The following is a 24,103-nucleotide window of genomic DNA, read 5'->3' as shown; positions in this document are numbered from 1 at the left end:
GATACTATGAGTAAATATGAACCCCTATGGCAGGCACTTCAAAAAGATGGAAGCGACACGATAACCTTGTCTTTTTTAGAGGCGGAAACCATCTTGGCATTTCCCCTTGATCACTCTTTTTTGAACTATAAGAAAGAGGCGGAAAAATATGGCTATAGGGTGAAGAAAATATCATTAAATGGGCGATGGATTATTTTTGCTCATATAAATTAAACGAGGGAAAATAATGGAAATAGGCGAAAAAATTACATTTGGAAAATATCTATGGCGCATCTTAGATATTAAACCCGGGAAATTGCTGATAATAACCGATGAGATTATCGAACAGCGTAATTATCATGCCCAAAAAACAGATATTGATTGGGAACATTCATCAATCAGAAACTATCTTAACAACGATTTTCTTTCTCAGTTCTCATCTGTTGAGCAAAGTAAAATAATTTCGGTTGTCAACAAAAATAGAGCCAACAATTGGTATCACACCCATGCCGGAAATGATACCCTCGATCATATTTTTCTGCTTTCACTCGAGGAGGTTACTAAGTATTACTTTGGTGATAGCAGCGTCTTACTTGATAACCCGAAGCCAAAACAACGATATTGGTTTGAGCGCAAAGACGTTAACAACCATCTGCGAAGAGCCACCTATCTAAATTATATTTGGTGGTGGTGGACGCGAACCCCCGGGAAAAATCAACGGGTGAGCGTTTATATTCATGGCGACGGGAATATTGGAATCCAAGGTAATGGAATATGCAATCCTTCATTTAACACGCTTCACCCCATTACTAAAAGCAATAAAGGCGGTTTACGTCCCGCTCTCTGGCTTAAGATATGATTAGGATATATATTTAGACGAATACGAAAGTACATATATTGGCAGTGCTCGTTAAAGAAGCAATAAATATTTTCAGGAGATGATTCAATGAAAAAATACCAAGACATTAATTCTGAAGTTATCGATAAATGGGTCATGGACGGCTGGGAATGGGGCCAACCGATTTCGCATGAAGAGTATTTGCTTGCTCAAAAAGGAGTTTGGCAAATGGTGCTTACGCCCAATGTACCAGTTCCCAAAAGCTGGTTTCCCAAATTAAAGGAAGCAAAAGTATTAGGACTGGCCTCTGGTGGTGGCCAGCAGATGCCGATTTTTGCGGCTTTAGGCGCCGAATGTACGATTTTGGATTACTCTTCTAAGCAACTGGAAAGCGAGGCGCTGGTCGCTCAACGCGAAGGATACAAGATTAATATTGTTAAAGCAGATATGACGAAGAGGTTGCCCTTTCCAGATAATAGTTTCGATTTTATTTTTCATCCCGTCTCGAATGTCTACATTGAAGAAGTTGAGCCCGTATTCCATGAGTGCTATCGGATTTTAAAGACGGGTGGAACGATGATTGCCGGGTTAGATAACGGTATAAATTTTGCTTTTGATGAGGATGAGGCCATACTTCGTTTCTCTCTCCCCTTCAACCCCCTCAAAAGTAAGGAGCAGTACGAATATATGATGAGTCACGATTACGGACTGCAATTTTCCCATACCTTAAGCGAGCAAATTGGCGGTCAATTAAAAGCGGGCTTTCGCTTGCTTGATATTTATGAAGACACTAATTCAGACGGCTATCTTAAGGAGAAGAATGTCCCTTCTTTCATCGCAACGCGGGTAATAAAGGACTAGTTAGGAGCACCTATGAGCACATATTTTTCATATTTAAAAACCGAAGATATCACGTTGATAATTGCCGCTGACGAAAATGCTCTAATCAGTATTAGTCGCGCTGATAATTTAACGACGGAGCAGCCCAATGCCATCACTTTGCAAGCCCAAAAAGAACTCAAAGAATTTTTTTCTGGAAAACGAAAATCTTTTTCGATTGCTATCAGTCCAAGCGGGAGTGATTTTGACCAGAAAGTCTGGAGCGCGATTAAGGATATCCCCTACGGTGAGACCCGCAGTTACGCCCAAATAGCGAGAGCAGTTGGAAATTCAAAAGCCAGCCGAGCGGTGGGCAACAGTTGCCACGCTAATCCTCTTCCGTTTATCATTCCTTGTCATCGGGTAATTAAAACCTCCGGCCGGCTTGGAAATTATGGCTTTGGAAGTCGACTGAAAGAGCGATTGCTGATTTTAGAGCACATTAACAAGGCGGCCATATAAGCATGAATTCTTATTTTAAATTAATCCGGTCCGGGCAATTTGAAGAGGTTCTGCGGCAGTCGTTAGATAAAGAGGACGCCGATAGCATATATGCTCGTTGCCAAGCGCTTGAAGGATTGAATCGACAAGATGAAGCTTTAAATTATTTAATAAAGTATCATGATTATCTTTATGATTGTGGCCCAATCAAATTTATGCGCACTCATATTGATCTTTTATTAGACTTGCGGCAGATTAAAGATGCTTATATGTGGGCAAGCAAATATCAGAGTATGCCTTATTACTCAATGGAAGTGGAAGAATTTGTACGTGATTTGCCGAATTATATCGAACAACGCGAAAAGCAAAATCGCCCGCAGCTTGATGATGAAAACCTTACTGAGAATCTTCAAATTGATCAAACATCGGAAAAACAACTTTTTGCCCTTAACTATATCAGTAAAATGAATAGTAACGAACACAATAACGAAATAATTAGTTTATGTGCGCTGGGAAAAGATTATAACGTGCGCCTATATGCTTTTTTAATATTAATGAGTAAGAAACATAATCAAAATTTGGCCTTTACCACTAAAAAAAGTAAAACCGTTCTATTAAATCCAAGTTTAGTTACTCCGCCATTTGCAAGTTTAGCCAGTCAACAGTTAAAAAGAGCGATGGAAACTTTTAATCACGACACTTCAATTAATCAAATTGCACTAAAAATTTATGAGCAGGTAACATTAAATCTCTTTCCAACTACTTTGGATGCATATAGTATGAATAACCTTTTAGTGGCGTTATCTTATTTAGCATCGAAAGCGTTAGGAAATATGATTTTGGATATTGCTACATTTGAAAACCATATTCAAGTAGACAATGATAAGGTAAAAGAAATTATTCATCTTATTGAGGAAAATCAGTAAAAAAACGTCTTTTTATTGCTTGATATCTTCCTAAAGGTTATAATTTCTTTCGTGTGTAGACAAGTTTTATTGTCGCAGGAGGAAAAATGAAATCATCAGTCAAGAAATTAGAGAATTCGCATGTCGAAATCATCGTTGATTTTGAGTCAAGCGAATGGAAGGAAGCACAAGAGAAAGCTTTCAAGAAATTAGCCGGCGAATTAGAAATTAAGGGCTTCCGCAAGGGAAAAGCTCCTGAAAAACTCGCAAGAGAAAAAATTAACCCAAACAATATCTTAACCGAGGCCCTCGATAGTCTCGTTCAACCAACTTTTAGTCAAGTATTGAGTGAACACAATCTTGTTCCAATGGCCCGTCCAAGTTACGATGTTCCAAAGTTTTCGGATAACGATTTACAGGTTAAATTCACCATCGTCGTCGCTCCGGAAGTGGAGATCGGCGCCTATAAAGATTTAGCCGTCGGACATAAGGAAATTAAAGTTTCGGAAGAAGATATCGATTTGCGTCTCGTCTCACTTAGAGAAGAGAATGCCGAGTTGGTTCTCAAAGAAGACGCGGCCGCTTTTGGCGATACCGTTGTTCTTGATTTCGATGGATATGTTGATGGTAAGCAATTTGATGGTGGAAAAGCCGAGAATTATAGTTTGGAACTAGGTTCTGGCTCTTTTATCCCTGGATTTGAGGATCAGGTTGTCGGTCATAAAGCGGGAGATGAATTTGAAGTAAAGGTTACTTTCCCTGAAAAATACGTTGAGCATTTGGCAGGAAAAGACGCAACCTTTAAAGTTAAACTTCATGAAGTTAAGACCAAGAAAGTTCCGGAACTTAGCGATGAATTTGTGGCTGACCTATCGCGTGAAGGGGTCAACAATGTTAGTGAACTCCGCGCGGATGTAAAAAAAGAATTAACTCTAAAAAAAGAGAATGATGAGAAAAACCGTTATTTGGAAGAGCTTTTAAAGAAACTTCGCGAAACATCAAAAGTGGAACTTGCCGATGAAATTGTGGCTGATGAAGCGCACAATATGCAGAAGAATTTAGAGGATCAAATCAGCCAAAATGGTCTTGACCTTGCTTCTTACTGCAAAATGACCAATACCACGGAGGAAGCCCTTCATCAAAAATTCCACGAGGAAGCGCGGCGGAATATCACAAATTATCTTATTATCGAAAAAGTTGGCGAAGCGGAAAACATCGGGGTTACCGAAGAAGCTTTGAATGCCGAAATAAAGAAGTTGGCTGAGCAATATAAGATGGAAGACGCTAAGGTTCGTGAGATTCTTGGTGACTCGCTTGATCGGTTTAAAGCGGACATCAAACAGAGAAATATCTTCGATTATTTACTCTCTGTTAATAAGTAATTGCTTAAGAGGAACCGGCGACGGTTCCTCTTTTCATATCGCTATCATTTTTATTTCTTTTCAATTAGAATAATTACGTAGAGGAGGTAAGTTATATGGAACAAGAAGTCCTTCAATTACCAATTATATTCACGCGGGGTCAAGTTATTATCCCGATTGATGAAGTTACGACCATAGATGCCGGCCGTAGTTATACTTTAGCGGCGATTAATGTCGCTAATGCACGCGATGACAAGTATTTAGTCGTAACCGCCCAAAAAATATATACCAGTTCAAATCCAAATTTTGACGAAGTATATCATATTGCCACTTTGGTTAAGATTACCGGAATTCAAAAACGGTCGTCTTATACGACTATCGAGGTTCGCCCTGTCGCCCGGGTCGCGATTAACGATGGTCATTTTTCACAAGAAAACGGTTGGTTTGCGGATACGCAAATTCTGAGCGATGTTGTCGGCGACGAAAAGAAAGAATCGGATTTGGTTAAAGAACTTTACGGCCTTATCGCTGATAAAAACAGTTTGGCTCCGGCCAATAATTCCGACATTCAAGATCGGTTGGACTCCAATCTTTCGTCGGGCGAAAAAGCCGATATCGTTGCCACTTACTTGATTAACAGTACCGAGCAAAGGCAAAAAGTTCTCGAATTGGTCGATGTCAACGAACGCTTAAGCTATGTTATTGACGTTATCAGCGGCGAGCAAAATGAGAATTCGGTGCGCTCAATTGCTTCAACTATCTCGAAGAAAGTTCAGGAGGAAAGCCAAAATCGTCAGACTGAAACCGATGAAGACGATGAGGAAGACTTGGATACCAACGAGGAAATCCTTAATCGCTTAAATGCGAATCCCTATCCTGATTATGTTAAGAAGCGGGTTAAAAAAGAGTTAAGACGGCTTTCGGGCAACGATAATGATCGTTCACGGGCGCTTGATTATATCGATTGGCTTTTAAAAATTCCTTATTGGCAAGTCACTCAGGACAATAATGATATCGCTAATGTTCAAAAGGTTCTAGACGAGGACCATTATGGTTTGAAAGATGCTAAGAAGCGGATTGTAGAATACATTGCCGTTAAAAAAATGACCGATAATCTCCACACTCCGATTATCTGTTTTTATGGTGAACCCGGAACAGGAAAAACGAGTTTGGCCAAATCGATCGCCCGCGCCCTTGGTCGCAAAATGGTTAAATGCTCACTCGGCGGAGTTGATGATGAAGCAAAAATTCGCGGCTTTCTAAGAACATACGTCGGAGCTCAGCCCGGTATTATCGTTCAATCGATGAAAAAAGCCGGTACCGTTAATCCTGTGTTTGTTCTAGATGAGGTAGATAAGATGACTTCATCCACCCATGGCGATCCCGCCAGCGCGTTGCTGGAAGTCTTGGATCCCGAACAAAACAAGGAATTTAACGACCACTATTTGGAAGAAAATTATGATTTAAGCCAGGTAATGTTTATTGCCACGGCTAACTATATTGAACAGATTCCACCGGCGCTTCGCGATCGGATGGAGATGATTTATCTACCGCCTTACACCGAAGACGAGAAGATTCATATTGCTCTTGAACATTTGCTGCCAAAGGAAATTAAGACCCATGGTTTGGAAAAATACAATATTACTATGAGTCGCGAAGCGGTCATTGAGATCATCGAGCATTATACGATGGAAGCCGGCGTTCGCTCGCTCGATAAAACCATCGCCTCCATTTTGCGAAAACTATCCGTTGAGCTACTTACCAACAAGAATCCGGTTGTGGATATCAATGCGGAAGAAACAAAACGCTACTTAGGTAAGGAGCTGATTCTTTCCAATAAAAAACAAAAGGAAAATAAAGTGGGAGTCGTCACCGGTTTGGCTGTTGTCGGTGGGGTCGGCGGAGATATTTTGCCGATTGAAGTGTCGACGGAAGTCCCCGGTCGGGGAAACGTCAATGTCACCGGCAACCTTAAAGATATGATGAAGGAAAGCGGAACGATTGCGATGGCGCATGTTCGCAGTTTTGCCCGCCATTACGGAATCGATCCTAAGCTGTTTGATTTAATCAATATTCATATTCATTTTCCCGACGCCGCGCCAAAGGATGGAAATTCGGCTGGTGTTGCAATGGCAGTTGGTATTATTTCGGCATTAACTGGCCGTAAAGTTGATGCTAACGTTTGTATGACCGGTGAAGTTTCGCTTATGGGAAATGCTCTACCAATAGGTGGAGTTAGAGAAAAACTAACCGGTGCCTTAAGAGCTGGAATGAAAATGGCTCTTATTCCTAGAGATAATGAACGTGACCTCGAAGATGTACCGGAAGAAGTTAAAAAGGGCTTGGACATTAAGATTATTGATACAGTTGGTGAAGCGGTTGAGTTTGCTCTTACCAACGATATAATTGACAATTTAGATTTGAAAAATATCGTTAAGGAGTCACCAAAGAAAGATGCTCAACTTTCGTAACACCATCTTTATTAAAAGTGCGACTGAAAAAAATGGACGTCCGGAAAAAAACCTTTCGGAAGTCCTTTTTGTTGGTCGATCCAATGTGGGCAAATCATCTTTATTAAATGCTTTAACCGACAACTCCCATCTTGCATTTACATCCTCTAAACCCGGACATACGCGCCTTTTAAATTATTATTCAGTTGACCAAAAACTATATTTTGTCGATGCTCCTGGATATGGCTTTGCCAAAGGTTCAAAAGAGGGCTGGATTGATTTTGGAAAGATGATGGAAGATTACTTTGTTAACAATTCTTCGCTTAGAGTGGTTCTTTTTTTACTTGATGGTCGTCGCCAACCCACGGTTGAGGATATCGATTTATATCGATTTTTTAAAGCGACAAATGTACCATTTATTCTTATTGCCACCAAAAGTGATAAACTGAATCAAAGTGCTAAGGCCAAACTCACACGCCAATGGCAAAATTGTTTTGAAGATGATAAATTATCAATCTTACCCGTCTCAATTCAAAATCGACAATCGATATCCTCTTTGGCGGCGACTATCGAAAGGTGGGTCAAATAGATGAATTGGAAAAAGATAAACACTAATGTTGTAGTTTTAACAGGTCTTACTATTGTATTTTCAATCGGTTTATTTAATTGGTTTTTAAACAAAAATTTTGATCCGATTTTTTATAAGGGATTTCGCCTTCTTACCGGACTAGGCATTGCATCGATATTTGGAACGGTTTTCGCTGTTTTTATTAGTAAACGCCACCAGCAATTATCCAAAATTTGGGGCTTATATTTAGCTTTCATACTGCTGATAATAATTATCTTTTCTCCCCTGTATTTTATTTGAGCCAGAATGATGGCTCTTTTTTTTATAATTTTATTGGCACTCGATATTGACAAGTGCTAAAAGACGTATAAAATAATACATGCTAGCACTCACAATAACAAAGTGCTAATAAGGAGGAATTTTATGTTAAAACCATTAAGTTCTTATGTTGCTTTGACTTTGCTGAAAGATGAGCCTAAAACCCAAAGTGGCATTATTCTTGCCTCAGAGGCAAAGGAAAAACCCGCCCTCGGATTGGTAAAGGCCATTGGTGATGAAGTCAAGTTTGTGCAGACCGGCAATCGCGTAGTTTATGAATCTTATGCTGGGACTAAGGTAAAAGTTGATGAGACGGAATATCTTTTAATCAAAGAAGAAAATATTCTAGCAATTATTGAATAGAGGTGAATAATTATGGCAAAAGAAATTAGAAATAATGTTGTAATGAAAGAATCGCTTTTAGCCGGGGTTGATAAACTTGCAGATACGGTTAAAATTACACTCGGTCCTAAGGGACGCAATGTCATTTTAGAAAAAACATATGGCACGCCGATGATTGTTAATGACGGCGTCACAATCGCTAAGGAAATTGAACTGGCTGACCCATTTGAAAATATGGGGGCAAAGTTAGTATATGAGGTAGCAAGTAATACTAATGAAGTGGCCGGCGATGGAACGACTACCGCGACTGTTTTGGCCCAATCGATGATTCATCGCGGTTTTAGAGCCATTGAAAGTGGTGCCAATCCTGTCTTTGTTCGCGAAGGAATATCCCGGGCGGGAAAAGAAGTGGCTTCAGCATTACTTTCTCACTCCCATCCAGTCACGACTAAAGACGATATCGAAAATGTTGCAGCAATTTCATCTAGCGATCGCGAAATAGGAAAAATTATCGCTGAAGCAATGGAAAAGGTCGGTCAAGATGGAGTTATTAGTGTAGACGAATCAAAAGGTTTTGACACTATGCTAGAGGTTGTTGAGGGTCTACAATATAATAAAGGTTACCTATCTCCTTACTTTGTTACCAATCGCGACAATATGACTACGGAATTAGATAATCCATATATTTTAGTTACCGATCAGAAGGTTTCAACAATTCAAGACATTCTTCCTATTCTTGAAGGAATAGTTAAAGAAAATCGGCCTTTACTCGTAATTTGTGATGATATGGAAAATGAGGTTACCAACACCATTTTGGTTAACAAATTACAAGGAACGTTTAATGTTGTGGTTACAAAAGCTCCAGGCTTTGGTGACAATCAAAAAGAAACGCTTAAGGATATCGCTATTTTGACTGGGGCAAAGTTCATCACTAAAGATTTGGGAATGAAACTTTCGGAAGCAACAGTAAGTGATCTTGGCGGAGTCGGTAAGGCGGTTATAAAAAAGGACACTACCACTCTAGTCAATGGCCATGGCGCTAAAAATAGTATCCAAGAGCGTGTGACTGAGATTAAAGCCCAAATTAATAGTTCGACTAGTGAATATGATCGCAAGAACCTTGAGAATCGCCTGGCAAAACTAGCGGGGGGTGTTGCTCTTATCCGTGTCGGGGCGCTGAATGAAAGCGAACTTAAGGAAAAGAAATTGCGCATCGAGGATGCTCTTAATGCAACTAAAGCCGCGGTTAGCGAAGGAATTGTTCCGGGTGGAGGCATGGTGCTTTTGCAAATTCAAGGTGAGTTAAAAGCGAAGCTATACGATGAAAACCCCGATATCCAGCGAGGAATTCAAGCTGTTTTAGATTCTCTATCAGCTCCTGCCTACCAAATCGCTGAAAATGCCGGCTATAATGGCGATGATATTCTTGCAAAAAGTCGCCAGCAAAAAGAAGGATATGGCTTTAATGCGACTACCGGGAATTGGGTCAATCTTCTTAAAGATGGCATCATTGATCCGACAAAAGTTACTAGAAGTGCCATTCTAAACGCTTCTTCAATTGCTGCTTTATTTGTTACTACCGGTGCGGCCGTAGCACAGATTAAAGACAAGGATTCTCATTCTGCTGGACCAAATCCGGATATGTACTAGGCGGTATAAGGGCTGAAACCAATAATTTCAGCCTTTTTTTATTGCGAAAATCACGCTTATGTTGTAGCATAATGTTGACAGTGATTCCGAGGAGTAAATGAGTATCATTCTAGCGAAGATGGGTTAGTGGAAGCCATCAAATGTATCTTATTTATAGGTCGCGGATGAGTCTCTAGGGAACTAGCGCTGCTCGCGTTATCGAGAAAATGAGTGCGGAAATTATCTAATATTTCCGAATTAAGGTGGTACCACGGTTATCTAGCGTCCTTTCGGAGGACGTTTTTTTATTTTAAGGAGGCTTTATGGAAACACGTTATAATCCCCAGTTAGTGGAGAAAGACAAATATCAGTTTTGGTTAAATAACAATTATTTTGTCGCTGGACAGGATAAGTCAAAGCCCGCCTTTTCCATGGTCATACCTCCCCCCAATGTGACGGGAATTCTTCATCTTGGACATGCCTGGGATAACACTATTCAAGATATTATTGCGCGCTATAAGCGCGCTCAAGGATATGATGTTTTGTGGGTGCCTGGCATGGATCATGCCGGAATTGCTACGCAAGCCAAGGTGGATGCCAGACTTCAAAGCGAAGGAACCAATCGTTTTGCGATTGGACGGGAAAAGTTTCTTGAAGCCGCCTGGAAATGGAAGGCGGAATATGCCGATACTATTCGTCAACAATGGGCAAAAATGGGCTTGGCTTTAGATTATTCGCGAGAACGCTTTACTCTTGACGACGGGCTAAATCGGGCGGTGAGAAAAGTTTTTGTTACCTTATATAATGAAGGCCTTATCTATCGGGGCGAAAAAATTATAAATTGGGACCCGAAGTTTAAAACCGCCTTATCCAATATTGAAGTTATATACCGAGATGATCCAGGAAAGTTTTACTATTTCAAATATAATTTAGTCGCTAGTTCGGATTTTCTTGTGGTGGCGACAACTCGTCCTGAAACAATGTTTGGCGACGTATGTCTAGTGGTGAATCCAAAAGACAAACGTTTCAGCAAATATATTAATCAAAAGGCAATTAATCCTGCAAATGGGGCAATATTGCCGATTATTGCGGACGAATATGTAGATATAAGTTTTGGTACTGGAGTAATGAAATGTACGCCTGCGCATGATCCAAACGATTTTATTATCGGTGAAAAATATCATTTTCCGCATCCAATAGTTATGCATCCTGATGGAACGATGAATGAATTAGCCGGACCTTATAATGGAATGGATCGGTTTGTCTGCCGGGAGCAATTAGTTGCAAAAATTCAAAGTGATGGCAATTTAGTAAAAATAGAAGACATCATTCATCCCGTAGGTCACTCAGAAAGGTCAGATGCGGTTATTGAACCTTATCTTAGCAAACAATGGTTTGTAAAAATGCGTCCTTTAGCGGAGGCTTCACTGGCCAATCAAAAGACCGAGCAAGCAGTTAAGTTTATTCCTGACCGCTTTGCTAGAACTTTTGCCCAATGGATGGAGAATGCTGAGGATTGGTGCATTTCGCGGCAATTATGGTGGGGACATCAAATCCCAGCTTATTATAATAAAGTAACTGGCGAAGTTTTAGTGAGTGAAGAAGAACCAAAGAATATTGATGAATATATTCAAGATGAAGATGTGCTGGATACGTGGTTTAGTAGTGCCCTTTGGCCATTTTCAACTCTTGGTTGGCCTGATGATACCGATGATTATAAACGGTATTTTCCACTGGATGTAATGTCCAATGGCTATGACATAATATTCTTTTGGGTTTCGAGAATGATCTTTCAAAGTTTGCATTTTACCGCGAAGATTCCGTTTAAAGTATCAGTGTTGCATGGTCTTATTCGGGATGCGGAAGGAAGAAAAATGTCTAAATCGCTCGGTAATGGCATCAATCCAATGGATGTCATCAATAAATATGGCGCTGATGCCTTACGTTATTTCCTAGCTACCGGCTCCACTCCCGGACAGGATACACGCTTCATCGAGGAGAAGGTTCAAAGCAGCGGCAACTACTTAAATAAAATTTGGAATGCTGCCCGATACATATTATTAAATATTTCCGAGGATTTTGTTCCTCAGTCAATTGATATCAATAGCCTAAACCCACTCGATTTGTGGTTATATGCGAAACTTAATGCCACAATAAAAAATGTTACTGAGTACATGGACAAGTATGAGTTTGGAATTGCTTCAACTCATTTGTATAACTTTGTCTATGATGATTTTTGCTCTTGGTATTTAGAGATGAGTAAAGTTACACTTCAAGATGAAAATATGTCAAACACGACAACGCTAAATCTTTTGTATCATTCAATTAAATCCATTTTGATGATGATTTACCCATTCACTCCCTTTATTGCCGAAGAAATTTATCAAAGCCTCCCAGGGCATAAACATAGCATTATGGAAGAAGAATATCCTCAGTCCATAGTTGTTAATAATGCCGAAAAGTACATTCATGACGTCGATATAATAATTAAAATGATTTCCGATATCCGCTCCTTTAAAAAGGAAAATGATTTGGCACCCAATGCGCACATAAATGTTTTTTTCCGTCATCCAGAATTTGATTTGTTTCCTTATTATCCTTATTTAAAAAGATTTGGATTTATTGATGAAATTACGATAAGTAATCAGAATCATCCCGAGCTTAGATCATATTTTTACGGATCGGCGGTCATGACGATTGATGCCGTTATTGATCAAACGGCAATTATCACTAAACTAAAGGAAGAAATTAATTTTTATCAAAGTGAAATTGCGCGATCGGAAGGAATGTTAAATAATTCTAACTTTGTAAAGAAAGCTCCTGTCGCTAAGGTGGAAAACGAACGACAAAAAGTTGATTCTAACCGCAAACTTCTTGCACAAGCAGAAGCAAAATTAAAACTAATAATTAAATAAATAATGTTTTTCCTCGCTATCTACTTGGTAGGGAGGTTTTTTTATGAAAACACTAAGTGCCTATGAGTGTAGTCAAATCAAAGGTGGTGAGATTATTACATTAACTGCGGTGATGGCGGTAGTTATCATTGCAGTTATGGCGGTAGTTGTTTATCGACTTTTTATGTCAAAAGAAGGCTCAACAACGATTCCCGGAGGATTCAAATTTACATGGGAATAATTGATGCGTATCTGCGAAATGGTAACGAGCGAAAGGCCACGCGAAAAGGCTATTGCTTTAGGTATTGAGCGTTTAAGTGAGGTGGAACTATTAGCGCTTCTTATCGGAAGTGGAACTAGTGGTTTGAATTCTCTAGAATGCGCATCAAAGCTTCTATATATGAAGGGCGGGTTGCCTGGCTTAGCTAAAATAAAGCAGCCGATTGATATTAAAGTTGAAGGGATTGGTCGGGCGCGATCGTTGATAATTATAGCGGCCATTGAGTTAGCCAATCGCCTGGCGGCCGTTCCGCAAAAATCATATTTACCAGTTTGGCATTCAGAAACCATTTTTAATCGCTACCGGCATCGTTTTAGCGCTACTAACGAAAAACTTATGATCTTATATTTTTCACGCCAAAAAGAACAGTTGGGCGAAGACGACGTCTACCTGGGAACAGGCAAGGGATTTGGTATCGATCTTCGGGATATTTTTGCCCGGGTTTTACGGGCCAATGCCTATTACTTTATCTTGATTCATAATCATCCCTCAGGGAGCTTAAAACCTTCGCGCGATGACGTGATTACCACAAGTGAAGTAAGATCTCAGGCTCCTACCCTAGGGATTCAACTTTTAGATCACATTATTCTTACTGATCAAGGATATTTTTCCTTTTCGCAAAACGGTTGGGCTGACGGCTTATTTAAATAATGTTTGGTTACTATCCGTTACTCCGGAAAACAGTCGACAAAAAAAGCTTTTTATATTGATTGTCCAGCGTCTTTGTGATATATTACTTGCGTTGTCGCCTCACTAGCTACAACCGCTTAGAAAAGGTTCAAGTGATTTATCCACCTTTATAGCGAGTATAAGTGAATTTTTAATAGGAGGTGCAAACTATGTACGCAATTCTTGAAACTGGCGGAAAGCAAGTCAAAGTTGAAGTTGGCCAAAAAATTTACGTTGAAAAAATCGACGCGGAAGTTGGTTCAGCTTATACCTTTGATAAAGTTCTTCTTGTCAACGATAAGGCCGTTAAAATCGGTGCTCCCTACGTTAAAGGAGCCACAGTTACGGCTAAAGTCGAAAAACATGGTCTTAGCAAAAAGATTATCGTCTTCAAGTACAAATCGAAAGCTAACTACAAGCGGACTTATGGACACCGGCAACCTTATACTTGCCTATCCATTGAAGCCATCAATGAGTAAACTATATGATTCGTGTGAACGCCCACTTTATTGACAATCGGATTAATTACATCGAAATTACCGGCCATGCTGGTAGTGCCGAGTATGGTCATGATTTGGTTTGTGCGGGTGTCAGTGCTATTGCAATCGGTTGCCTCAACAGTTTGAATAAACCTGATAGTTATCAAATTGTTGTTGAGGAGGGGTATGTTCGCGTTAAAGAGAAATCTATCCCTGAATCTCACGATGTAATCGTACTTGAAACAATGTATCGGGCGCTAAAAAGTGTCGCCAAAAATGAAGCAGACTATGTGAAAGTAAGAAAAAGAAAAGTGAAAGGAAGTGCAACACAATGATGTTTGAAATGAATCTTCAACTCTTCGCTTCGAAGAAGGGTGTTGGATCAACTAAAAACGGACGTGACTCAGCCGGTCGTCGTTTAGGCGCCAAAAAAGCTGATGGCCAATTTGCAACTGCCGGCTCAATCATTTATCGCCAAAGAGGAACCAAGATTTATCCTGGGGTTAACGCTAAAAAAGGCGGCGATGATACAATCTTTGCTACCATTGATGGTATCGTCAAATATGAACGGGTTGGAAAAGACAAAAAGCAAGTTTCCGTCTATGCCGTTGAAGCCAAATAAGGTTTTATCGTAAATATCGGCCACCTGGTGTGGCCTTTTTTTTATATTATATTTATAATATACTAGTCAAAAGAGGAAATTATATGCCCTTAATATCAATTGTCGTTCCTATGTATAACGAAGAGGCGGTCGTCGCCGACTTTTTTGCCCGCATAAATAAAGTAGTGAGTGATGTTCCCGGCTATGATTTTGAAATTGTTGTTGTAAATGATGGCTCAAATGATGCCACATTAGCTCTGATAAAGGAACAGCAAGCCCACCAAAACAATATTGTAATTGTTAACTTGGCACGAAACTTTGGTCATGAACCGGCGGTTAGTGCCGGACTCCATATTGCTAAAGGCGAGGCGGTAATTCCGATCGATGCCGACTTGCAGGATCCTCCCGAGATTATTCCCGCGATGATTCAAAAATATGAAGCCGGCTTTGAAGTGGTAAACGCCCGACGGGCCTCACGTAAAGAAGACAGCTTCATGAAACGATTTACGGCGAAAAAATTTTATGATTATATGACGAAGATTTCCGGGAAAATAAAGGTACCGAGCAATGTCGGCCATTATCGTCTCATCTCGCGGCGCGTTGTTGACGAAGTCAATGCTTTAAGTGAATCGACCCGCGTGTTTCGGGTGGAAGTTCCCTATATCGGTCACAAGACAACCGAGGTGTTGTTTTCGCGGCAAAAACGGACTAAGGGCCAGAGCCATTATAATTATCATGCCATGTTTGATTTGGCGTTTAATGCGATAATTTCCAGCTCAATTAAACCTGTGTATTGGCCATTATGGACCGCCATTTGGATTGGCTTCTTGACTGGTCTTTCGCTTTTAGCCGAATTAGTGTTTTTTATCCTCGCTCAAACAAGCGTATTGAATTTGGCGATTAACTTTGAACTATGGCTCATAATAAATTCAATCTTCGTCGTCGGATCGATTATGTTACTGGTGCTAGGAATCATTTCTATTTATGTCGGTAAGACCTTTATCGAGGCGCAGGGACGTCCGTTCTATGTTATTGATGAAGTACTTACAAAAAAGGAAAAATAATTTATGTTTATCGATAAAGCAAAAGTTGAATTAAGAGCCGGAAAAGGTGGCGATGGGGCCATATCTTTTCACAAGGAAAAATATGTTGATCGGGGCGGCCCCGATGGGGGAAACGGAGGCCGAGGCGGTTCGATAATCCTCGTTGCTCGTCAAAGTTCGTCGACTTTAATTAATTTTCGTCATTCCCGGGTAATAAAAGCCGATGAAGGCGAAAAGGGCGATAAAAACAATCGTTACGGGCGCAAGGGGGAGGACGTATATGTTGAAGTACCGGTTGGTACGGTGGTATACGATTTTCAAACGCATGAACTTTTGGCCGACTTAGCGACCGAAGGTCAGCAATTTGTCGCGGCTAAAGGCGGAAGGGGCGGAAGAGGCAATACCTGTTTCAAGTCGCCGCAAATTCGCGTTCCCAAAATCGCTGAAAATGGTCTTCCCGGCGAAAAGAAGATTCTGACATTAGAGTTAAAAATTTTGGCGGATGTCGGTTTTATCGGTCTTCCCAGCGTCGGAAAATCGACACTTTTAAGCGTGATTAGTAAGGCTAAACCTGAGATTGCCGACTACCCTTTTACCACGATAACCCCAAATTTGGGTTTGGTCGAACTTAAAGATGGCCGTTCCTTCGTTGCTGCGGATTTGCCCGGTCTTATTGAAGGCGCCCACTTAGGAAAAGGGTTGGGACTGGAGTTCCTTCGTCACATCGAACGCTGCCGCGTGCTTGTTCAAGTCATATCCATGGACGGCGAACGGGATCCTTACGAAGACTATTTAACAATTATGGACGAACTTACTCAGTATGGTTTTGGACTCAGTGAACGACCGATGGTTATTGCCGCGAGCAAAATGGATGAAGAGGGGGCAAACGAACGGTTAAAAACACTTCGGACAAAACTTAAGGAACATGAGATTATTCCAATAAGTGCCCTAGCGGATCAAGGAATTGATCTTTTGCTTTACAAAGTGGCAGATATTCTCGCGGTTACCCTCCCATTCCCCATTTTAACCAAGCAGGGAGAAGAGGCCGGGGTTAAGATTTATGATGCCAATGAAATGTCGCTGCGCGATGTCTTTAGAATTGAGAAAATTAACGATCATACCTATCGTATTTTTGGTGATTCGGTACTAAACACCTATCACCGAATAAACCTATCGACTGACGAAGGGCTCCTCAAGTTACTTCAGTATCTGCGGTTTATCGGGGTCGATGATGAACTGAAAAAAATGCAGGTTAAGGATGGCGATACCGTTATTCTCGATGATTTTGAATTCGACTATTTTGAATGATCGATTTCGCACGTCTAAACGATGACTCAAAGGGTAGGTGCCAGTTATGGAACGCAATAAAATTGTCATTGTCGCTTCACTATTAACCGCATTTTTACTACTTTTAGGATTAATATATTACATTCTTATCAGCCGCTAGAAAGGAGACGGATCATGATTTATGGTTTAAAGGGACGAATCGTTCAAATTGACAGTGAAAGTATAGTCGTCGATGTTCACGATATTTTTTATCGGATTCTCGTCTGTCATCCCGACTATTTTCATGTTGACGAGTCGCGCTTAATCTATACTGAGCAGATCATTCGTGAAGATGAACAATACTTGGTCGGATTTGTCGACGATGATGAGCGACGGGCATTTTTAGATTTGATATCCGTCAGCGGGATTGGACCTAAGACGGCTTTGAATGCCCTAAGAGCGACCTCTCCGGCACTCTTATATCAAGCGATAGCGAGTAAAGACACTAAATATTTGAAAAAACTCCCCGGAATTGGTCCCAAAGCGGCATCTCAAATTATTCTCGATATCAAAGGACAGCTTTCCGAAACGGATGCAACCGATAGAAGTTTAAGCCCGAATGTCATAGAGGCCCTTTTGAGCCTTGGATTTAAAAATAGCGATATAAACCGGGCGATTAAAAACGCCTATCTTCCGGGAATTAGCGACGATGAGTTACTGAAACGATGCTTACAGATAATAAGAAAGTAGGTTTGTTGCATGACGGATATTTTAAACAGCAAAAAAATCGACAGTTTTGAAGAGGAACAGGAGATTTCTCTTCGCCCTCAGCACTTGAGTGAATATATCGGGCAAGATGATTTGAAGCGCAATCTGCGGGTTTTTATCGGTGCCGCTTTAAAGCGACACGAAACCCTCGATCATACGCTCCTATATGGCCCGCCCGGACTTGGAAAAACCACTCTGGCTTATATTATCGCCAATGAAATGAAAGGTAAAATTCGGGTCATTAACGGTCCATCAATCGAAAAACCGGGTGATTTAGCCGCCGTTTTATCAACGTTAGAGAGTGGTGATATTCTATTCATTGATGAGATTCATCGCCTTCCGCGAATCGTTGAGGAAGTTCTATATGGCGCAATGGAAGATTTTACGCTGTCGGTTATCATTAATCGCGATGGCAACGCCAAAACGATTGAAGTTCCGCTACCGCCTTTTACCCTTGTCGGCGCTACCACGAGAATCGGCGACTTAACAAGCCCGTTGCGGGCTCGCTTTGGCATTGCGGAGAAAATAAATTTTTACTCGGAAAATGAAATTGCCGATATCGTCAACCGGACAGCAAAAGTGTACAGCACGGCAATTGCCCCCGAAGCCGTTAATGCGATAGCGCAAAGATCGCGGGGCACCCCACGTATTGCCAATCGCCTTTTTCGACGCGTGCGTGATTTTTCGGATTTTGCCAATGAAAAATCCATAAATCAGGCTTCGGCCATCTTCGCACTTGATGCCTTAAAAGTCGATGAACTTGGATTGGATGACGTCGATATCAAATACCTATCAACGATAATCGATCGCTTTCACGGCGGGCCAGTCGGTTTGGAAGCCCTCGCCAGCGCCATCGGAGAAGAAGTCGGTAATTTGGAAGATGTCCTAGAGCCCTATTTACTCCAAATCGGAATGATTAATCGGACCCCAAGAGGAAGAATGGCGACCGATAAAGCCTATCATCATTTGAAGAAAAATCATCAAGAAAGCCTTTTTTAAATATGAACTTATCAACCGGTATTTTAATTAGTATTATCTTTGTTATATTGGAATTAGGCCTTATTTGCACAGCTATCTTTTTTCGTAAGCGGCAAAAAAACATTTTCGAAGCCGTGACGATTCTAACCATCGCCATTATTCCCGGCATTTATCTGTTTCTAATCGATGGGTGGCAGTGGGATGTCGATTATATTTCCCGCTTGGGCGGAAATGTGAGCAATCCCTCTCCGACCGATATTTTGCCTTTCAGTTGGTTTCACTTCTCATTCATCGGCTTGATGCTGGCAATTATAGCCGTTATTTTGCTGGTAGGCAATCATCGAGGAAAAGAAACGAAGTTCGTTTTTAACCGAAGTCGTTTTGATTTTATTATCTTTGCGTACGGCGCTTTTTTATTGTCGATAGAGGTTTATAAGCAAATTCGCTATCTAAATTTATTTACTGACTATTCGTGGTATGGGTTTCCCTTTCAATTTTGTTCGGTTCCCCTCTATGTCAGTTTAATTTTTCCATGGATAAAAAAAGCGCAGATCCGTCAAGCCGGTTATGATTTTCTGGCATTTTATCCCCTGCTAGCGGGAATTGCGGTGATGATTATCCCTACAACGGTATTCGTGTGGTCAGTTGCCATTTCCATCCATACGATGATCTGGCACCTTTCGATGGTTACAACCAGTTTTTTCGTTATTATCTACCGCTATATAGGTAGTTCTTACAAGCAAGTACACAAAGCTTTCATCGTTTTCTTAGGACTGGTAGGAATAGCGTTGCTGATGGACTCCTTGGCGGTTATCAGCAAGAACCCCCGTCTTTCTGATTTCAATATGTTTTTTATTCGACCATTTGATGTCGTGAACATCGTTGTTTTTTCTAATATAAATACCGCTTTAATACCCGAGATTGGCCCGCGCCTGGCCTGGTTTATAACCGTGTTGCTCTATATATTTGCCATGGGACTGGGGAGTATTATTGTTTTTAGTCTTTGCCGGTGGCGACTAAAACATAAATATCGGTACATTAATTTGCCAAGTCTTGATTTGAATGAAAACTATCTTTAAATAGATTTATTTGCCTGCTTTGTCATTTCTTGGTTTACTTTGTGGCGTTCAATATGTAAAATTATGTTGTTTACTTATAAAGTAAAAACCGCTCTTCTGTTGGAGGAAATAATATGCGTCGTTTTTTTGCTTATCTAGCTATTTGTCTAACTGCCATCCTGGGTATGGCTTTCAACTTTTTTTCAGTCGTAAGTCAAACCGTTCCCAACTTTGATTATGACTCCGGCCGTGAGTTTGCTTACCGGATTGAAAACAAGGATTCCGACAATGACAGTGCTATCTCCGTCGAAACGATGGATTCCATCGTCGCGACAATGGAATCACGTCTCGATACCTATGGCGTATCAAAATATCAGATAGCTCGTGAAGGCAGCGATATCGTTCGTGTCACTGTTAAGCAAGAGAGCAGTACGGAGTACACCCGCTTAGGCGCTTATTTAAATTACGATGCCGATTTTACGGTAACGCTCGGCGATCCCGATAAATCAACCGCTCTTGTCGGCGATGATATTTTCACCACCGCCCATATCGAATATGAAGGACAAGTCCCAGTCGTAGTTATCGACTTGAAAGATTCGGACGCCATCTCCGAATTCAAAGCCGTCGTCGATGAAGCCACTCAAATTCAAGAAGATGAGGGCAGTACCACCGCTGAGGGTGCCACTGAGACAACTTTAGTTGATAATGCGACAATTGTAATTTGGTCTAATTACGATGAAACCAAAGATGATTACATTACCGCTAAGTCGGGCGATGATGAAGACATGCAAAGTAAGCTTTTTATGACTTTTGATCCTCGCCATATATTCTATGACAAGGCCAGCGTTGATAATGGAGCCATTGCGATGTCGATGAGCCTGGGTGATGCGGATGAGAACGGAAATTACACTCTGGCTAATATTACCAAGGCCAACAATAATGCCAAGTATTTGGTCAACATCTTTAACTCAACTTCTTACGGTGACTTTACAATTGACTATCTATTCAGCAACACTGTCGATGCCTCGGTTGAATATCTATTCAGTTATGATGGCATTCTGCATTTAAATTTCTCTCGAACACTGATTTCACTGATGGTGGGAGCGCTTCTAGTAACGCTCATTCTCGCTGCTTTTGAAAGAGTTCCGACAATCGGCGTTGTTTCATTAAGCCTCCTGTCGGTGTTTTTATCTTTGGCTTTCTACAATAAGGTTGGAATTGAATTATCCACTTCCACGCTCATTGGCTTTATTATTGTATTTGTCCTTGCCGTCTTTACTTTTATCAGTCACATAAACGCGTTTAAAAACGAGATATACCGTGGTCGCACGATGAAAAAAGCCAATAGCGAAGGATCAAAGAAATCCACGATGATTGCGGTCGATGCCTCTATCGCCCTCTTTATAATTGGCTTTGCTACCTATTTCCTCGGCGGAGCGGCGCTTTTAGGACTCTCGACCTTCACTATGTTTGGAGCCGTCATCAATATTGTTGTTATTTTGCCCCTTACCAAAGCTTTGATGTGGCTTTTGACCAATAACACCGCCACGCAGAAGGCCTTCGGTTGGTTTGGAATTAATCAAAAACGTATTCCGCAATCCGGTTCTATTTCTAAAGAAGACAGTTATGAAGGTTATTTTGCCAAATTTAATTTCGGTAAAAAGAGCAAATCGGTTTTAGTTGGCGGTGGCGCCATTGCCGTTGCAAGTCTTGGACTTTTATTAGGACTTGGATTCGGTTCCAATAATGCGCTGAACATCCCGGTTTCCAGCGGGGATATGACTCGTATCTATTTGACGGTAAACTCTGACACTTCGCCGATTTCGACGGTATCAACTACCGATTCGCCAAAGAATATAATTGAACGTATTTACGTTGATGGCGAACAATTAAATTACTCCTCGCTCGATGTTGAAGAAAAATCTACCACTGAGGGCGAAGGGACCGACAAAATCACCGTTAATTACACCTACTACATTTTGAACATTTCTGGTTCATTTAACGATGACACCATCGTTACATATCAAAAAGTTGACGATACAATGTCAATTTCTATGGCGCTTAAGGACGCTTTGCTTGACGTCGTTGCCGAAAGTGATTCGGCCGCTAAAGTTTCGGTTAATCCGGTTGCTGTGTCCACCGGTTCACCCAATATCTTAGTCGTAGCCTTTGCCACCTTAATCGCGTGGCTGGCTGTAACGGTTTACTACATGCTTCGCTATGGACTAAGCCGTGGTTTATCCTTCCTTGTCTCCTCATCAATTGTGAGTTTAATTGCGGTTGGATTGTTTATTATCACCCGCATCAGTGTAACTCCATTGGTTGCGGTAGCCTTGGAATTAGGACTGATCTTTGCTTCCTTTGTCGCCGCTTATATGTTTAATCAAGAAAAACAAGTGCATAATGACTTCCTTCAATTAACCAGGAGTGAAGTGGCGTTTAAAGGCGTAAATATGTCGGCAACACCAATTCTGTTGTTTACTTTATTAGCGGCTCTGTTTGCCCTGAATTACTTTGCCCTATGTCCGATGAACGTGGCCCTGGTGTTTGCCGCTCTGCTTATCGCCATTCTGCTTGCGCCAACGGTTTTGTTACATGTCAGTCCCGCACTTGAGAATTTCTTCTACAAGATTATTAAACGCATTTCCTTACCAAAACATCAGAGTAAGAAAACTGTTACTAAGAAGAACATTCAGCATCGCAATTCGGCTGAACCAGAAGAAGCGATTATTATCGGTATTAATGATTAGTTTAAAGGCTGCCGAAAGGCAGCCTTTTTGAAAGGTTGACATGGATTTTTTACATAAACTTTTGACAAATTACTCCCTAAGTGAAGAAGAGTATTATGCTTTAACAAGACCGGTTCATTTATTTGATCTACCTGATCCCCGGCTCTTTTTAAGAATGGACGAAGCTGTGTCATTGATTAAAAAAACTATCCGCCAACATAAAAAAATAATCGTTTATGGCGATTATGACTGCGATGGCGTGATGTCGACCACGATTCTCGTCCATGCTTTAAGAAAGATGGGGGCGGATGTTGGCTACTATATCCCTAGCCGTTATCAGGATGGTTATGGTATCAACCGAAAAATGATCGACGCTTTTAACGATAAACAATATAAATTAATTATTACGGTCGACAACGGAATTTCGCAAATTGAAGAAATAGCGTATGCACGGCAGTTAGGCATCGATGTTATTGTCACCGATCACCACACTGTCGGCCAGAAAATTCCCGACGCTAATTATATTTTGCATCCGCAATATTCAGCTTACTCACAACTTTATTCGTGCGGAGCTTATGTTTCGCTCATGCTTGCTTCCACCTTGCTTAATCGCTACGATGAGTACGAAGTTTTTCTGGCCTCAATCGCGACAATCAGTGACATGATGCCTCTTCAAGAACACAATCGTACCTTGGTTCGCATCGGGATTAATCTATATAACGAACGCCATTTTGCCCCTATTTATGAGTTAATTCAGCTTGAAACCATTAACGAGGAGACGATCGGGATGTCGATCGCTCCAAAAATCAATGCGGTTGGTCGCATTATTGAGGATAAAAAAGTCAATTATCTCGTTCAATTTCTCCTGTCCGACTCCAAAAGGGAAATTGTTACTTTTAGCAATTGGATAAAAGAGATTAATCTTACCCGACAGACGCTTTTAAAGGAAACTATCAGTGAAGGAAACGATGAAATTATTGTGCACGATGGAGCCCTTATTGCTGTCTCGAACACAAAAGAGGGGTTGATTGGACTTTTAGCCGCGCGGTATATGAATTTATACCATTTGCCAACCATCGTTTTTTGCCCTACCGAACAAGATCCATTGGTGTATAAGGGAAGTGCCCGCGCTGATAATGGCTTTAGCATTGTGCATGCATTTAAAAATTTGGAGCATTATCTTTTAAATTTCGGCGGCCATAAGGCGGCGGGCGGGTGCAGTATAAGCCGGGACCAACTGACGGCTTTTTCTAAAGCTTTTAATGAACTGGCCAAGCAACCCATGGATATCATTGATAACGATGCATCAATAGCGATTGCTTTAGATGATATCAACTGGACTAATTTTTATACGATGGATACCTTTCGGCCGTTCGGAATTGGCTTTGCCAAGCCGCTTTTTCGTATTGAACACGTTGCCACCTCCGCCTTGTCATTCATTAAAGACGGTCAGCATATATCAACCTTAATAAAGAATGATGTCAAAATATTGGGCTTTAATATTACTCAAGAAACCCTGAAAAGTTACGATAAAATAACTGTTTATGGCGAGATGAATCTTAACGAATTTCGCGGCCGTAAATCCTTAATTTATCAGATTTCCGATTGGCAAAATGAAAATTTTTAGT

24 protein-coding genes and 1 other annotated feature are annotated in these 24,103 nt (G+C 40.9%); all 24 genes read left to right on the top strand.

Going from position 1 to position 24,103, the window contains the following annotated elements; all coding sequences use genetic code 11:
• Positions 1 to 6: 6 nt before the first annotated feature.
• The 24 genes from PKC96_04940 to PKC96_04825 all read left to right on the top strand — a co-directional run bounded on the left by PKC96_04940 (position 7) and on the right by PKC96_04825 (position 24,102).
• A complete protein-coding gene (locus PKC96_04940; protein HMM00670.1) occupies positions 7 to 213 on the top strand; it encodes a hypothetical protein in 207 nt (68 codons plus the stop codon).
• A 13-nt stretch (positions 214 to 226) separates the two neighbouring features.
• Positions 227 to 838: a DUF6273 domain-containing protein gene (locus PKC96_04935; protein HMM00669.1), complete on the top strand. Its 612-nt coding sequence runs from the start codon at positions 227 to 229 to the stop codon at positions 836 to 838.
• 87 nt (positions 839 to 925) lie between these two features.
• Entirely contained in the window at positions 926 to 1,678 is a 753-nt protein-coding gene (locus PKC96_04930; GenBank protein HMM00668.1) for a class I SAM-dependent methyltransferase, read from the top strand.
• A 12-nt stretch (positions 1,679 to 1,690) separates the two neighbouring features.
• Positions 1,691 to 2,158, top strand: a complete 468-nt coding sequence (locus PKC96_04925) for a methylated-DNA--[protein]-cysteine S-methyltransferase (GenBank protein ID HMM00667.1) — start codon at positions 1,691 to 1,693, stop codon at positions 2,156 to 2,158.
• Positions 2,159 to 2,160: 2 nt separating this feature from the next.
• Positions 2,161 to 3,063: a hypothetical protein gene (locus tag PKC96_04920; protein HMM00666.1), complete on the top strand. Its 903-nt coding sequence runs from the start codon at positions 2,161 to 2,163 to the stop codon at positions 3,061 to 3,063.
• Positions 3,064 to 3,149: 86 nt separating this feature from the next.
• Positions 3,150 to 4,424 (top strand): trigger factor, encoded by a 1,275-nt coding sequence (gene tig / locus PKC96_04915; GenBank protein ID HMM00665.1) that lies wholly within the window; start codon positions 3,150 to 3,152, stop codon positions 4,422 to 4,424.
• Positions 4,425 to 4,519: 95 nt separating this feature from the next.
• Complete coding sequence (gene lon / locus PKC96_04910) at positions 4,520 to 6,874, top strand: endopeptidase La (GenBank protein ID HMM00664.1); 2,355 nt, start codon at positions 4,520 to 4,522, stop codon at positions 6,872 to 6,874.
• On the top strand, positions 6,858 to 7,442 hold the full coding sequence (gene yihA / locus PKC96_04905; protein ID HMM00663.1) for a ribosome biogenesis GTP-binding protein YihA/YsxC: 585 nt from the start codon (positions 6,858 to 6,860) through the stop codon (positions 7,440 to 7,442). Before lon ends, yihA begins: the two co-directional genes overlap by 17 nt.
• Positions 7,443 to 7,721 carry a hypothetical protein gene (locus PKC96_04900; protein HMM00662.1) on the top strand — a complete coding sequence of 93 codons (279 nt, stop codon included), beginning with the start codon at positions 7,443 to 7,445 and terminating at the stop codon, positions 7,719 to 7,721. It begins immediately after the preceding gene.
• A gap of 123 nt (positions 7,722 to 7,844) precedes the next feature.
• Positions 7,845 to 8,102, top strand: coding sequence for a co-chaperone GroES (locus tag PKC96_04895; GenBank protein ID HMM00661.1), 258 nt, complete (start codon positions 7,845 to 7,847; stop codon positions 8,100 to 8,102).
• 12 nt (positions 8,103 to 8,114) lie between these two features.
• Positions 8,115 to 9,731: a chaperonin GroEL gene (groL, locus tag PKC96_04890; GenBank protein ID HMM00660.1), complete on the top strand. Its 1,617-nt coding sequence runs from the start codon at positions 8,115 to 8,117 to the stop codon at positions 9,729 to 9,731.
• A gap of 302 nt (positions 9,732 to 10,033) precedes the next feature.
• The gene (locus tag PKC96_04885; protein HMM00659.1) at positions 10,034 to 12,625 is read left to right on the top strand and encodes a valine--tRNA ligase; all 2,592 of its coding nucleotides are present in this window, start codon (positions 10,034 to 10,036) and stop codon (positions 12,623 to 12,625) included.
• Positions 12,626 to 12,668: 43 nt separating this feature from the next.
• Positions 12,669 to 12,845, top strand: a complete 177-nt coding sequence (locus PKC96_04880; GenBank protein HMM00658.1) for a hypothetical protein — start codon at positions 12,669 to 12,671, stop codon at positions 12,843 to 12,845.
• A 3-nt stretch (positions 12,846 to 12,848) separates the two neighbouring features.
• Positions 12,849 to 13,535 carry a DNA repair protein RadC gene (radC, locus tag PKC96_04875; GenBank protein HMM00657.1) on the top strand — a complete coding sequence of 229 codons (687 nt, stop codon included), beginning with the start codon at positions 12,849 to 12,851 and terminating at the stop codon, positions 13,533 to 13,535.
• Between the two features lie 100 nt (positions 13,536 to 13,635).
• Positions 13,636 to 13,704, top strand: a sequence feature (ribosomal protein L21 leader region).
• 19 nt (positions 13,705 to 13,723) lie between these two features.
• A complete protein-coding gene (gene rplU / locus PKC96_04870) occupies positions 13,724 to 14,032 on the top strand; it encodes a 50S ribosomal protein L21 (protein ID HMM00656.1) in 309 nt (102 codons plus the stop codon).
• 5 nt (positions 14,033 to 14,037) lie between these two features.
• Positions 14,038 to 14,367 (top strand): ribosomal-processing cysteine protease Prp, encoded by a 330-nt coding sequence (locus tag PKC96_04865; GenBank protein ID HMM00655.1) that lies wholly within the window; start codon positions 14,038 to 14,040, stop codon positions 14,365 to 14,367.
• The gene (gene rpmA, locus PKC96_04860) at positions 14,367 to 14,654 is read left to right on the top strand and encodes a 50S ribosomal protein L27 (GenBank protein ID HMM00654.1); all 288 of its coding nucleotides are present in this window, start codon (positions 14,367 to 14,369) and stop codon (positions 14,652 to 14,654) included. The genes PKC96_04865 and rpmA overlap by 1 nt, the downstream gene beginning before the upstream one ends.
• An 83-nt stretch (positions 14,655 to 14,737) precedes the next feature.
• Positions 14,738 to 15,697 carry a glycosyltransferase family 2 protein gene (locus tag PKC96_04855; protein HMM00653.1) on the top strand — a complete coding sequence of 320 codons (960 nt, stop codon included), beginning with the start codon at positions 14,738 to 14,740 and terminating at the stop codon, positions 15,695 to 15,697.
• 3 nt (positions 15,698 to 15,700) lie between these two features.
• Positions 15,701 to 16,984 carry a GTPase ObgE gene (gene obgE, locus PKC96_04850; GenBank protein ID HMM00652.1) on the top strand — a complete coding sequence of 428 codons (1,284 nt, stop codon included), beginning with the start codon at positions 15,701 to 15,703 and terminating at the stop codon, positions 16,982 to 16,984.
• A 153-nt stretch (positions 16,985 to 17,137) separates the two neighbouring features.
• Positions 17,138 to 17,692: a Holliday junction branch migration protein RuvA gene (gene ruvA, locus PKC96_04845; GenBank protein ID HMM00651.1), complete on the top strand. Its 555-nt coding sequence runs from the start codon at positions 17,138 to 17,140 to the stop codon at positions 17,690 to 17,692.
• Between the two features lie 9 nt (positions 17,693 to 17,701).
• Positions 17,702 to 18,709: a Holliday junction branch migration DNA helicase RuvB gene (gene ruvB, locus PKC96_04840; GenBank protein ID HMM00650.1), complete on the top strand. Its 1,008-nt coding sequence runs from the start codon at positions 17,702 to 17,704 to the stop codon at positions 18,707 to 18,709.
• A gap of 2 nt (positions 18,710 to 18,711) precedes the next feature.
• Positions 18,712 to 19,767, top strand: coding sequence for a YwaF family protein (locus PKC96_04835; GenBank protein ID HMM00649.1), 1,056 nt, complete (start codon positions 18,712 to 18,714; stop codon positions 19,765 to 19,767).
• Between the two features lie 113 nt (positions 19,768 to 19,880).
• On the top strand, positions 19,881 to 22,496 hold the full coding sequence (locus PKC96_04830) for a hypothetical protein (GenBank protein ID HMM00648.1): 2,616 nt from the start codon (positions 19,881 to 19,883) through the stop codon (positions 22,494 to 22,496).
• Between the two features lie 40 nt (positions 22,497 to 22,536).
• Positions 22,537 to 24,102 carry a DHH family phosphoesterase gene (locus PKC96_04825; protein ID HMM00647.1) on the top strand — a complete coding sequence of 522 codons (1,566 nt, stop codon included), beginning with the start codon at positions 22,537 to 22,539 and terminating at the stop codon, positions 24,100 to 24,102.
• Position 24,103 lies beyond the last annotated feature (1 nt).

The sequence above is a fragment of the Bacilli bacterium genome, assembly GCA_035326105.1.
In the GTDB taxonomy this organism is placed as follows: Bacteria; Bacillota_I; Bacilli_A; order RFN20; family CAG-826; genus UBA7706.
Note: the sequence above shows the minus strand (reverse complement) of the source record. Positions and strands in the feature narration are given on the sequence as shown.